Source organism: Sporosarcina sp. FSL K6-5500 (genome assembly GCF_038005665.1).
Classification (GTDB): domain Bacteria; phylum Bacillota; class Bacilli; order Bacillales_A; family Planococcaceae; genus Sporosarcina; species Sporosarcina psychrophila.
Window position 1 is genome coordinate 1,290,332 of the sequence record NZ_JBBOTP010000001.1, and the last position, 12,919, is coordinate 1,303,250.

Annotated in this window: 13 protein-coding genes and 1 other annotated feature; of the genes, 2 read left to right on the forward strand and 11 right to left on the reverse strand. The window is 39.8% G+C overall.

The window, feature by feature from the left end:
* Positions 1-162 precede the first annotated feature (162 nt).
* The 6 genes from MKX62_RS05805 to MKX62_RS05830 form a co-directional block, all read right to left on the reverse strand.
* A complete protein-coding gene (locus tag MKX62_RS05805) occupies positions 163-369 on the reverse strand; it encodes a hypothetical protein (RefSeq protein WP_187046087.1) in 207 nt (68 codons plus the stop codon).
* 47 nt (positions 370-416) lie between these two features.
* Positions 417-1,115, reverse strand: coding sequence for an iron-sulfur cluster repair di-iron protein (ric, locus tag MKX62_RS05810; protein ID WP_067213475.1), 699 nt, complete (start codon positions 1,113-1,115; stop codon positions 417-419).
* A gap of 173 nt (positions 1,116-1,288) precedes the next feature.
* Positions 1,289-2,350, reverse strand: coding sequence for a ribonucleotide-diphosphate reductase subunit beta (locus MKX62_RS05815; protein ID WP_340741027.1), 1,062 nt, complete (start codon positions 2,348-2,350; stop codon positions 1,289-1,291).
* Positions 2,305-2,745: a flavodoxin gene (locus tag MKX62_RS05820; RefSeq protein WP_340741028.1), complete on the reverse strand. Its 441-nt coding sequence runs from the start codon at positions 2,743-2,745 to the stop codon at positions 2,305-2,307. The genes MKX62_RS05815 and MKX62_RS05820 overlap by 46 nt, the downstream gene beginning before the upstream one ends.
* The gene (locus MKX62_RS05825) at positions 2,730-4,946 is read right to left on the reverse strand and encodes a ribonucleoside-diphosphate reductase subunit alpha (protein ID WP_421103204.1); all 2,217 of its coding nucleotides are present in this window, start codon (positions 4,944-4,946) and stop codon (positions 2,730-2,732) included. The genes MKX62_RS05820 and MKX62_RS05825 overlap by 16 nt, the downstream gene beginning before the upstream one ends.
* A gap of 257 nt (positions 4,947-5,203) precedes the next feature.
* On the reverse strand, positions 5,204-5,419 hold the full coding sequence (locus MKX62_RS05830; RefSeq protein WP_187046090.1) for a hypothetical protein: 216 nt from the start codon (positions 5,417-5,419) through the stop codon (positions 5,204-5,206).
* A gap of 88 nt (positions 5,420-5,507) precedes the next feature.
* Positions 5,508-5,712 (forward strand) — a binding site (T-box leader).
* Between the two features lie 62 nt (positions 5,713-5,774).
* Between MKX62_RS05830 and argS the strand changes: the two genes are divergently transcribed.
* Positions 5,775-7,439 carry an arginine--tRNA ligase gene (argS, locus tag MKX62_RS05835; RefSeq protein WP_340741029.1) on the forward strand — a complete coding sequence of 555 codons (1,665 nt, stop codon included), beginning with the start codon at positions 5,775-5,777 and terminating at the stop codon, positions 7,437-7,439.
* A gap of 264 nt (positions 7,440-7,703) precedes the next feature.
* Here argS and tnpB read toward each other — a convergent pair whose 3' ends face one another.
* From tnpB to MKX62_RS05860, 5 genes are all read right to left on the reverse strand, one after another.
* Positions 7,704-8,861 (reverse strand): IS200/IS605 family element RNA-guided endonuclease TnpB, encoded by a 1,158-nt coding sequence (gene tnpB, locus MKX62_RS05840; protein ID WP_338654823.1) that lies wholly within the window; start codon positions 8,859-8,861, stop codon positions 7,704-7,706.
* Between the two features lie 559 nt (positions 8,862-9,420).
* Entirely contained in the window at positions 9,421-10,341 is a 921-nt protein-coding gene (locus tag MKX62_RS05845; protein WP_340742550.1) for an IS3 family transposase, read from the reverse strand.
* Positions 10,266-10,454, reverse strand: coding sequence for a hypothetical protein (locus tag MKX62_RS05850; protein WP_338654822.1), 189 nt, complete (start codon positions 10,452-10,454; stop codon positions 10,266-10,268). Before MKX62_RS05850 ends, MKX62_RS05845 begins: the two co-directional genes overlap by 76 nt.
* A 572-nt stretch (positions 10,455-11,026) precedes the next feature.
* Positions 11,027-11,305 (reverse strand): hypothetical protein, encoded by a 279-nt coding sequence (locus MKX62_RS05855; protein WP_338654821.1) that lies wholly within the window; start codon positions 11,303-11,305, stop codon positions 11,027-11,029.
* Between the two features lie 231 nt (positions 11,306-11,536).
* Positions 11,537-11,995 (reverse strand): YrvL family regulatory protein, encoded by a 459-nt coding sequence (locus MKX62_RS05860; RefSeq protein WP_340741030.1) that lies wholly within the window; start codon positions 11,993-11,995, stop codon positions 11,537-11,539.
* A 270-nt stretch (positions 11,996-12,265) separates the two neighbouring features.
* Between MKX62_RS05860 and MKX62_RS05865 the strand changes: the two genes are divergently transcribed.
* The gene (locus tag MKX62_RS05865) at positions 12,266-12,655 is read left to right on the forward strand and encodes a hypothetical protein (RefSeq protein ID WP_338654818.1); all 390 of its coding nucleotides are present in this window, start codon (positions 12,266-12,268) and stop codon (positions 12,653-12,655) included.
* The last annotated feature ends 264 nt before the right edge of the window (positions 12,656-12,919 follow it).

Consider the following 12,919-nt stretch of genomic DNA (forward strand, 5'->3'; position numbering starts at 1 on the left):
TATCATCCTGATTCTTTCCTAGTAGGGATGTGCCTATTTGATGTGGGGAATACCCTTATAAAAAGAAAAGCGGAAAGCGCCCGGAGCTAACCAACGTTCCATGTTGAAAATCTATAGTTTCTATCTTTAAATTAAAAAGCCGCCTACTCTGCCCATTACGGACTAGATTAAGCGACCTTTTTCGAATCGATATATACGTGTTATTACTTTCTCTGTCTCTATCAGTATTGCTCCAAACTTACCGAGCACCCTGGCGAACGTTAAAACGACCCCCGCTAGCAAACCTAGCCATGCAATTAGTTTCATACTATCCCAGACTCTTTCATATCTATTTCTATAGTCATAACGGACTTCGCTAAACCACTCCACATAAAAAACCACCTTTGTAGATAGGTGGTTTTTTGTCCTTTAATCAATCACAGTGCGACACGGACACGGTCGAATAAGTTGTTATTTTCGAGATGGACATGTTCAAATGTGTCTTTTTCAAGTTGTGCAAGACGTGCGTACACGAGTCTATACGTTCCACAGGCTTCGTCTGGTAGCGTGAAATTATTCGTTAGATCACGTATTTCAAATAATAATTTACCTGCGTGTTCGTGCTCTTGCTCAAGTTCCGTTACAAGCGGCTTAACCTTTTCTTTCAATTCAGGTGTAGGATTTTCTAAAAACTCCAGAATTAGCGGAAATACGTTGGCATCTTCGTCTGCCGTGTGATCAAGAAGTTCACTTCGTAATTCTTTAAAAATCTCTTGAACGCGAAGTAGATGCGGATGATTTTCTCCATGGACACGGGCAACCTTTGTAATGTACGGTGCGAGAAGCGGTAATTCTTCCCGTAGCCCAGTATGATACTTTTCTTGAATATAGGAGACGAGCGTTTTTGAACCGAATGACGTTGGATCGATGCCACTTTGCTGCTCGCGTTTCTCCTCTATTTTTTTGACACTATTTAGAACCTCTTCAGGATTGAGTTTTCGTTCTTTAGCTGCATCTTTAAGCGCAATTTTTCCACCGCAACAGAAATCGATGCGCAAACTTCTAAACAAATCAGCACTTTGAGGGAGCTCCGTGACGATATCACAAACTTGTGTATCAAGTGTTAGTCGACTCATAATTTTTTCCTCCTCTGCTTGTTTTAATGAGAATTATTCTCACCCTTAGTTTACAAGGCAGCCATTCGTACCGATAGTAGGGTTTGCCCTATTTAAGATACTACATCCCCATTCAAATCCCTTCTTACTTGAAAAAAAAACGCACACGATTTTTCCCGTGTGCGTTCATATACTTACAAATCATCAAATCCATTAAGATCGCTTGTTTTGACGTATTGACGTGATGATTGTTCAAAGAAGTCGGTTTTAGTATCGTCGAAGCTGTCGACATATGCACGAATCCATTTCATTGGGTTGTCAGTGAACTCCGGATAAATTTCACTAAGTCCGAGCATGCGAAGCATTTTGTTCGCGCGATATTTCACATAGCCTTCCATTTCGGCAAGTTCGATACCTTCAATATCTGCTAGTACGTAACGGCTCCAGATGACTTCCTGTTCGACCGAATGTTTGAACTGATCGTAAATCCAAGCCGTGAATTCATCTGTATTTTGTTCAGGGTTTTCTGCAAGTGCTGCGCGGAAAATGTCACTAATTGCTTTACCATGTTGCAATTCATCACGATTAATATACGAAATCATTGTCGAAGTACCGACCATTTTCTGATTGCGTGCGAGATTGTAGAAGAATGCGAATCCACTATAGAAAAATAGCCCTTCTAGTAGCGTCGTATAGACCATCGCTTTCAATGCTGATTCGATTGTCGGACGCTCGGCGAAGTCATTGTATACTTCTACAATGCGCTCATTCCGTTTCAATAGCACTTCGTCTGAGCGGCCCATTTCAAATGAAGCCATCTGCTTATTAAGTGTCGTAACGGAAGATAGTACGTACGCATAGCTGTGATTATGTTCACTTTCTTGATCGGCAATTGTGGCCATAATTGATTTAACAGAAGGATCGGTTGTATAATCCGCCATTTTCAAAGCGATTGTCGTCTGTGGTCCGTCAAGTGTCGCGAGTAAGCCAATAATTTTAAGAAATGCGTCTTGTTCCGGCTTTGTCAGCGTCGAGAATTGCTTAACGTCTTGTGTCATATCGACTTCATTGGCCGTCCAGAATAGTGAACGGATTTGTTGACGCAATGTATAGAAATGGGGATGTGCGATGTCATTCCAGTTGAGGATACCACTCGCCTTGCCCCCGAAAATAGCCGTTGATTTGTTTGGATGTGCAGGTTCCAAGACCTTCACTCGTTTAAGTTTTCCCAATTTCTGATGACTCCCTTCGACCATTCAATTACTTTTTCTTGCTGTATGCCACGTGGACTTTGTTCGATTTTAAGCGGCTCATAAGGGGATGCGTAAAACCGCGCTAACTTCACCGCTGCGTGGCAGAATAATGCATCGCCGCCAAATTGGGTATCACCCGTTCCAAAGACGTATACATTATCCGGTTTATACCCTACATCCGCTACAAAGTCTTTTACTTCATCAGGCGTTGAGCCTTGCTCCCATGTGAATGACCCCAAGAGCATCGCATCGAAATCACGAGGGTTCGGAATGACGCCCCCACCGATTCGAAACGTTGTAACAGCTATATTTTCCGCTACTAGCGTTTCTTCAATCATTTCAGCAACTTCCTGCGTGTTTCCGCTCCACGATGCGTAGACGATTAAGAATGACACCATTCACACTCTTCGATATCCGTCGCAGTTGAACGTGTGTAGTATGTCGTTTTCATACCAGACTTCCACGCTTGCAAATGAAGTTCAAGCAGAACCGATGCACGAATTGAATTCGGAACATAGATGTTGAAAGAAATTGCTTGGTCAATATGGCGCTGTCTTGCTGCGTTTTGTTTGATTGACCAACGCTGATCGACAATATAAGCGGAGCGTCGATAGACGTCATATGTGTTGTGATTAAGGTCAGGCGCAACAACTGGAAGCTTATAATCTTTCTTTTCTTCATGATAAAACGGTTTGAAAACCGGATCAATTGATGCAGTTGATCCTGCGATAATAGATGTCGAGCTATTCGGTGCAATTGCCATCAAATAACCATTTCTCATACCATTTGTTGCAACATCGATGCGGAGTTCATGCCATTCCTTCGAGTCATAGTTCTTGTTGTCGAAATAAACGCCAGACTGCCATTCAGACCCTTCATATAATGGGTACGAACCTTTTTCAGTAGCCAGTTGCATCGAAGCTTTAATCGTCAAATAAGCTATTTTCTCATATAATTTATCAGCGTAATCCACTGCTTCGTTTGATTCCCATTGAATGTTTTGCAAGGCAAGCAAATGGTGCCAGCCAAATGTCCCTAGACCGATTCCACGGTAACGCGCGTTAGTTCGCTGCGCTTGGACAACCGGTATTTTATTAAGATCGATGACGTTATCAAGCATGCGCACTTGAATTGTAATGAGTCTTTCCAAAACGCTTGCTGGAACAGCTCGTCCAAGGTTAATGGATGATAAATTACAGACGACGAAATCACCCGGTTTTGAGCGCGTGACCACGATATCGTCTTCGAGCGTAACAGACTCGAATTCAGTCGGGCTCATATTTTGCGTGATTTCTGTGCAAAGATTCGACGAATAAATCATGCCTTCATGTTTGTTGGCATTCGCACGATTCACTTCATCACGGTAAAACATGTACGGCGTTCCTGTTTCCAATTGGCTACGCATAATCCGTTTCATAAGATCGATAGCAGGAACGATTTCCCGGCTAAGTTCAGGATTATTAACACACTCTTCGTATTTCTCACGGAACGAACCTGCACCTTTTGTTTCATCGTAAAAGTCCTCTAGTGAATAACCCATAACCACCCGAACTTCATGCGGATCAAACAAGTGCCAGTCCCCACGTGCATCAACTTGTTCCATATAAATATCAGGAAGGCAGACGCCCGTGAAAATATCGTGTGCGCGCAAGCGGTCGTCTCCGTTGTTTAACTTGAGGTCAAGGAACGTAAAAATGTCTTTGTGCCAAACATCGAGATAAACGGCGATTGCACCTTGTCGCTGACCAAGTTGGTCAACACTTACTGCCGTGTTGTTCAACTGCTTAATCCATGGAAGTACGCCACTTGAAGCGCCTTTAAATCCACGAATGGATGAGCCACGACTGCGGACTTTCCCCATGTAAACACCAATGCCGCCACCGTATTTCGACAAGTTAGCTATATCCGTATTGCTGTCATAGATGCCTTGCAAAGAATCGTCGACCGTATCGATAAAGCAACTTGATAACTGGCCGTGCGGTTTTCCAGCATTCGACAATGTCGGCGTTGCAACCGTCATATAGAGACTGCTCATCGCCCAGTATGATTCCGCTACTTTTTCAAGCCGGTTAGTTGTCTCATCCTGCATCAATGTCATTGCAATAACAAGCCAGCGCTCTTGCGGAAGTTCAACCGATTGTTTGCTAAAGTCAACAGCGACATAACGGTCCATAAGTGTTTTCAAACCGATATATGTAAATAGCTTGTCCCGTTCTGGTTCGATTAGATTACCGAGAATAACAAGATCTTCGCGTGAATACTTTTCCGTTAAGACGGGTGTGTATAATCCCTGCTCGACTAGACGGGCAACGTTTTCAGCAAAATCCGTATAGACCTTTGCACCGCGAAGCTGAGCTTGACGATTGTAAACATCACGTAAGTGAATTCGGGCCGCAACGAAAGTCCAGTACGTCGATACCTCATCGATATTGCTGAGCGTTTCTAGAATCATCGCTTTTGTCCATTCTGATGCGCTTGCTCCAGGATGACGCTCATTCCATTTTTCACTTGCAGTAAATAATGGACGAATCTTCTCCCCACCAAACTCGTTCTGTAAGTCTTCCAATAGCATCTCCGTACTCGTCTTAGTAATATTCATTGTCATTTTCATCGGCTCCTTTATCAAACCTAATTTTTCTATTTCCAATAAAAAACGATAATCCCACCTTTTTCAGGCAGATCCATCGTTTATGAGTTTTATTTACTGAGGGATAATTTGTTAGCTGTAGTTAAGTAGTCAAGAACTTATTTGACACTCTAAATTCCTATTTGTCAACAATACAGCTTTCGTTCAATTTCGCCACTAACACTATATGTAGTGTCTTAATCATTATACATACCCTAACATGTTGTGGTCTAATCGTAAATAGGGAAAAAGTTTACTTGTCCTACCATCAATAACTTATCCACATATCCACAGTCATTTTCTAGTGTCGCTTTGACCGTCATCATCGTCATTCTTGCAAACGATACACAAGTTATAAACATTAATTTAAAATCTAAAAAAATATCCTTTTTTCCCGATGTCGGTTCTATTTTGTCATTCAGCACTAAATGCAGTGTTCTACACATAGTTTAGAAGTTAACTCCAAACAGTTTTCACTTGTGAATTATTGTTACTTTCAATTGACAGCCAATCACCATTTTGATACATTCAACTACAACATCTGTGATGAAGAGAGTAGCAATTATTTCTTTTTCAGCGAACTGGGGATGGTGGAAGCCCGGTGAAGAATACTTGTGAACCGCACTTCGGAGATGCTTTTCCAAGCTTTTTAGGAAAAGCCGGTGTCTCGCCGTTATGAGGAAGTGGCCCTATACGGGTAATTTGAGTGGTACCGCGGAAGTAAGCTTTCGTCTCATTAATTTGAGATGAGGGCTTTTTTTTACGCTTTTTTAGTTCAATCAACCAAAAGGAGTGTTGACAATGAAAATGGATGTCTTGCAAGTGCTGCAACAATTTAGTCCGATTCCATTGGATGAAAACATGCTAGAAAAGCCTGTCCATGCACATTTAGGCGATTTGGCTTTACCATGCTTCCCATTCGCAAAGGAACTTAGAAAATCGCCTGTTGTCATTGCCAATGAAATCGCCCTGGCAATCGAACATCCGTTAATTCGTAAAGCAGAAGCCGTCAACGGATATGTGAATATCTTTCTGAACCGTACTACAATTACCAGTGCCCTACTGCAGAAAATTCTGGATCCATCCGTTTCCTATGGGTCATCTAATGAAGGAAATGGCGGGATTGTCACAATCGATTTATCTTCCCCCAACATTGCCAAACCATTTTCCATGGGGCATTTGCGCTCCACCGTCATCGGAAATTCGATTGCACTACTACTCGAAAAGAATGGTTTTAAGACCGTAAAAATCAATTACATCGGAGATTGGGGCACACAGTTTGGCAAGCTACTGACAGCCTACCGGAAATGGGGCTACGAACAAGAGGTCCAGCAAGCTCCAATCCAGACGTTGTTAAAACTGTACATCCGATTCCATGAAGAAGCAGAGCACAATGATTCGCTTAACGCTGAAGGCAGAGCAGCATTCAAATCCCTGGAAGACGGTGATAAGGAAGCACTGGCTTTATGGAAGTGGTTCAAAACGGAATCCCTCAAGGAATTTCAACGCATTTATGATTTGCTGGGTATTACCTTTGATTCCTATAACGGCGAGGCCTACTATAATGACAAGATGGAACCCATCGTTAAGGAAATAGCAGATAAAGGACTCTTAATAGAATCAAATGGTGCACTCGTGGTTGAACTGGGTGAGGATATGCCACCTTGTTTGATTATGAAATCAGATGGCGCGACGTTATACGCCACACGCGATTTAACCGCTGCAATCGATAGAAAAGAAACGTATGATTTCGTGAAATCTCTCTATGTCGTTGGAAATGAACAAAGTCTCCACTTCACACAATTCAAGAAAGTACTCGGTAAAATGGGCTACGAGTGGGCAGACGATATCCAGCACATTCCTTTCGGTCTCATATTAAAAGCCGGAAAAAAGATGTCCACCCGCAAAGGGAAAATTGTTTTGCTAGAACAAGTTTTGAATGAGGCGATTTCACTTGCACAGTCGACAATTGAAACGAAGAATCCAAACTTAGCGAATAAAGCGCAAGTCGCTGAAGAAGTTGGCGTCGGTGCCATCATTTTCGGTGACCTGAAACAACATCGCAAACACGATATCGAATTTAACTTAGAAACAATGCTCCAGACAGAAGGTGAAACCGGTCCCTACGTCCAATATGCTTTCGCACGGGCCAAATCAGTGTTAAGAAAAGCTGGCGACATACAGCCGTATAGCGTGGATGACGTCAATGATTTCGAATGGGCAATCATTCGAGCATTGGAGCAATTCCCACAAACAGTCAAGCGCGCTGCGGATGATTTAGACCCATCCATCATTGCAAAATATGCAATCGATCTCGCTCAAACGTTTAGCTCATTTTACGGCAATGTCAAAGTGCTTTCCGATACTGATCATCTGCCATACAGAATTGCACTGATCACGAGTACGGCGATTGTCTTGAAAGAGGCGTTACGATTGTTAGGAATGAAGGCACCTGAGGAGATGTGATCGGAAATGAATCATACGGAAGTCAACAGGTCCGTTCAGCGGTAAAAAACAGAAAAAAAGCTCTAGTGAAAACGCCAAACATTTACGTTTGGCATTTCACTAGCGCGATCCATTAAATTCTCTTGTTGATTTCTTGTTCTTTGTTCAACTAACTATCCTTAGTTGGGCTAGAATGGATTTTCTCCTTTATTGAATTACCCCCACTTTCACTTCGTTTAGAAGTGGGAGATTCCTAAGATCACTGACGTAACCGCCAGTTATTTATTAGGCTAACCCCGCAATCCCTGCGGTTAGAAGTCTTATGGCTTCTTTTTCAAGATTGATACTTGCGTTATAGTCTCGGTCGTGGCACGAGTTACATGCCGGACACACCCATTCACGTAATCTGAGATTCTTAACATCTTTATGGCGATAGCCACAACTTGAACAGAGTTGGCTAGAGGGGAAATTTTTTGCGACAGCGATGACTGTCTTCCCGTACCAGTTCGCCTTGTATTCAAGCATTGTGCGGAACTGTGACCAACTCACTTCACTGATTGCTTTGGCTAAGTTATGGTTTTTCAGCATGTTTGATACCTGCAAATCCTCAATTCCCATGACATCGTGGTTTTTGATGATTTCGGTGGAGACTTTATGCAAGTAATCCGTTCTTGCATTGCTTATTTGTTCGTGAATACGAGCAACCTTTCTCTTTTGTTTTTGATAGTTTCTCGCTTCGCTTAATTTACATTTTCGCTTTAAGGCAACCTCTTGTCGTCTTGAAAGAATACGCTGTCCTTGTATTAACCTCTTCTCTAGTGCATGAAAGAACTTATGATTTCTATAGACCGTTCCGTCAGATAAGATCGCAAAATCCTTCAAGCCAACATCAATACCTGCAGACAAACCAGTTTTAGGTAACTTTTGAACTTCTGTTTCAACAAGAATAGATACAAAGTATTTATCCGAAGGGTTACGTCGAATCGTTGCGCTAAGAATTCTGCCATCAATTTCACGGCTTTTAGAAAACTTCACTAAGCCCAACTTAGGCAGCTTAATCCTGTTATCCACTACTGCTATATTCCCGTTGGTATGCTTTGTCGTATAGGATTGCACGTTATTTCTCTTTGATTTAAAACGCGGAGCTTTGTTTTGTTTTTTGAAAAACCGTGCATATGAATCAGCCAAATTCTTTAAGGATGACTGAAGAGAAGTGCTATCCACTTCTTTTAACCAAATTGTATCTTCCTGTTTTTTTAATTGTGTTAACTCGGCGGAACAAGCGATATAAGTCAACCCTTTGCCTGTCTCTTTGTAGGTACTATCCCACTTAGCCAAAAAGTGATTAAAGACAAAGCGACTGCACCCGATTGTTTTAGCAATGAGGATTTGTTGTTCTATGTCTGGATAGATACGGAATTTATAGGCTTTGTTGATTATCATGTACTTTCACCTCGCTTCAAAAAGGCTTATATACCCATTATAGAATATACGTTCCCATAAAGCGAATGTTTTGGGCTTTCGCCCAACCGAAATTCATCTCCCGCTTATCACTGGGCTACGCCCTTGTCGTGATTGAAGTGAGAGTCTTCTTTCGGTAAACATATAAACTCTTGGTCAAAAACTTATTTGGTATATTTTTTGTAGCACAGTATCTGTTTTTTTGAACTCTAAGTATTTCTACCCTATCAAACCTCTCCTACTTCTTAATCCAATCTTATATATGTTGAACTAATGATTCTATATAATCTCCAGCGAAGGTGCCTCATAGGGGTAGCCGAAGCAATAAGACTAACAGCGGTTTTCTGTCTGGCTTATTGCGGGAGGCATCCTCAAGCGCCAAGCGTTGTTGAGAGGATTCTCTATGTCAATATTTATAGTCATTGGAACGTATCACTAACCACAAATTATACCACTTTCTTCCAACACGAACCTGTACAAAATTTAAAAACCACCTGAGTAGACTGACATAGCGATATGAGACACATATAAAACATCTTTATTAGGCTGCCATGACACCATACTTTATGGGTGTTAGGTAGCCTAATTTTTCTTGGATACGTTCTTCATTATAATAATTTAAATAGGTAATTACCCGCTCAGTTACGTCTTGATTACGTAATGAATTAAATTTAACATATTGAAATTCCTCAGACTTCAAGTTCGAATGAAAAGATTCAATCACCGCATTATCCCAATAGTTTCCTCTACGCGACATACTGCTGGCGAGGTCATTATCCTTAATGCAGGCCTGGTACGCATATGACGTGTAGACACTTCCTTGATCTGAAAGCACAATCACGCCTTCGAGGTGATTACGGACAACCAGCGCCTCCTTTAACGTGTCAATCACGAGCGGGGTTTGTTGATAATCGTATAATTTGTAAGCGACAATTTCGTTATTGAATAGATCCATAATAGTCGAAAGATATTTTGTAGTACTGCCATATTGGATATATGTGATGTCTGTCACCCACTTTTTGTTTGGTATACTAGCCTTCAAATCGCGAAGAAGGTTAGGGGCAATTATGATACTTTCACCTTGGGATTTCCACTTCCGTTTTGGCTTGATACGACACTGTAAGTTATGCTTTTGCATGAGGTTCTGAACTGTATTGCGATTCAATTCTATATTATAGTTCTGCTTCAACATAGCCTTTATTTTTCGATGATCATTCCGATACCTAGTGCTTTTATACAGTTCCATAATGGATTCCTCTTCTACTGAAAGCGGCTTATTGTTAGCTTGAAGACACCATCTATAATAGTTCGCCCGTGGTACTCCTAACGCGGACAAAATGGCTGCAATCGTGTACTTCTTTTTAAGTTTCTCTACACTCTGTAGAACTATTTCTTTTTTAACTCCCTTTCGATCTCCATGTACTTTTTCAAGATTTCGTTCTCCATCTTCAAATGAGATAATTGAAGTTCCCGCTTGTCGTCTTCACTGGCTAACTCGGGACCGTGACCAAATGTATATTGTTTACCGATTGGCTGATCAAATCGATAAATTTCATTCGCACGGTACCATTTCATCCAAGTTTCAACCTGTAATTTATTTTTGATTCAGTGTTTTTCCATAATTTCATTAGTTGTCAATTCACCACTTAGTTTATCTTTAACAACAGCCCATTTAACTTCGCTTGAATATACGTTTTTGCCCATGCAAAAACACCTCCGATGTAAGTACATTTTACAAGTGTACCACTCCGAAGGTGTTTTATATTGTCTCAATAATTTAGGTTAGTCCACTTTCGCTTTGCGCAAAAAGGATTTTTTTCATGCTGCTAATCTTTTGAAGATCCCGTATCGGTTCAACGAATTTCATACTTTCAGTACACTTCCTCACGTATTTTAACGTACAAACCTCAATCTAACTTAAGATAATATTAACATGCATTAAGTTAGATTCAAATTGACGACGAAAAAAATACAAGGATAAAAAACATCCTAAACCCTTTTGTATCAAGGGTTTAGGATGTTTTTATGAATCTAACATATTTACATTGTGTTAGATTTGAAAGTATCTAACTCATCACTCAATAAGATAAAACTGCCATGTAAAAGGCAACCGATTGTTCTACTAAAGCCCCCGACAGTAAAGTAGTTTAATAATCCGGCTTATGTAATTTTAAAAGCCCTAAAAATTCTCCTTTTGTATAGACATATACTGTTGGCTTAGGAGTATTTTCTGTCGCAACTTCGTTTTCTAACTGTACGTGATTTACATTTAATTTTCTAATAACATACATATTACCTTCGTACTCACCCTGTCGGAAATTATCCAATGCAACAAAATTATAAATCACGTTAAATGTTTCAATGTCCATTATTTCACTGTCAATAAAATCACCAAATTTATTTATACTGAAATCATCCTCATTCATTACTTTCCCCCCCTAATTTAACAAAGGCATTTCTTAAAGCTCTGTAATTTCTGACGCCACAATAGATTAAAAAGTACCCCTTTTGAAATATAAGAGAGTTTTATTACAAATCGAACATATTTCCATTGTGTTAGATTCATTTTGTTTTCTTGAGCAGAATTTAATAAACCTATTGTTCTAATTCAAAAAGTCTACCATTTAATTTAATTAAAAATACCGATTTCATTATTCTTAATCTTCTAGTTTATTATGTAATTCCTCGTATTCTTTGCTATCAATCATTGGAGGTTCGGAATCATTTTCCTTTAATTTCCGACTAATAATCCCACTTATCAGAGCAAATAATAATGCGCCCTGCCAAGAAATCATGATAGTTTCCATGAAATGATCAATAGTTGCAATTAATATAAAAGCTAATCCTATATCTAATATAAATGACAACCATCCTTTACTCGATTCAATAACTCCAACAGTTTTTACAGCTCTTGGTATATTATCTGCAATAAGCGAAAGTGGTACTTCTAGGAATAAGTAAATTAAAAAGAAAATTACTAAAGCACCAAATGAATCATATTGCAATCCTAGTAATTTTAATAATACAAATTCAAACAAGACAATTCCCAATAAAATAAAGGCTACTATAAGCCCACAAATCACAATTGTTTTGACCTTGTTCACATGTCTCCCCAAAATAACATACTCCTTCTTGGTTAATTATTTACCTAACAAACATGCCGAACATTTGTCGAACGTGACAAAAACCGCTCCCCCCCCAAGTTCAAAAACAAAAAAATCTCCGCCTGCAGCCGTTGTTTTTTCCTAATGCTTTTTCATGATAAAGAACACTTCTACTATTAATTAGAAATCCCTTTATAAATTAGTCCATTAGGTTAATTCACCCTTGGTTCAGGTGATATAATCAAATCTTATGGAAAAATTAAGTAAAAGGGAGGCTATTCATTGAGTTGGAGAGATATTAAAATTGATCACATTGATTATGTAGAGAAGTGTGTAGGTGAGTTCGAAATTACTGCTCTACGTTTTTTTAAAAAGGTATACGAAGGAGATACTATCCATTACGGTGCTTTTAAAGTGAAGGTTTATGAGAACCAAAATATTCAACTTAGACCTTATGAGAGTAATGGATTTACAGGGGTTACGAATCTTAGATTAAAGGATCCAATGGGATTAGGTGGCTATGAAGGTGGAATAGGATTTGGGATGACTGTAGAACAAGCTCTGGATGAAACAGTACGTAAATTTTTGGGGAATATAATGGATTATAAGGCTGAGAAGAAAATGGGTCTCTGTAAAGAGGATTTTGTTCTAATAGATTATAATGAATTTTAAAGAAAAAAAGTCCTTGGAGTGCTTCAGAATTCGTTCTGAGCGCTTTAAGGGCTTTTTGCTTAGAATTTATTATGTGGTTTTTCTTAAAAGGACTTCAAAAGGCTTGTAGACACTTTTGAAGGTTTGATTTCCGGATTTTAGAATGAGTTCTCTTTCTCTTGATTTTCTCCACGTGTTAGTTAACTCGATTTATTTGAGTTAACTATTAAAAATCGCAGTTTACCAGTGGTTATCGAGGTTTACTGTCAAGTTCAGAAATTTTTA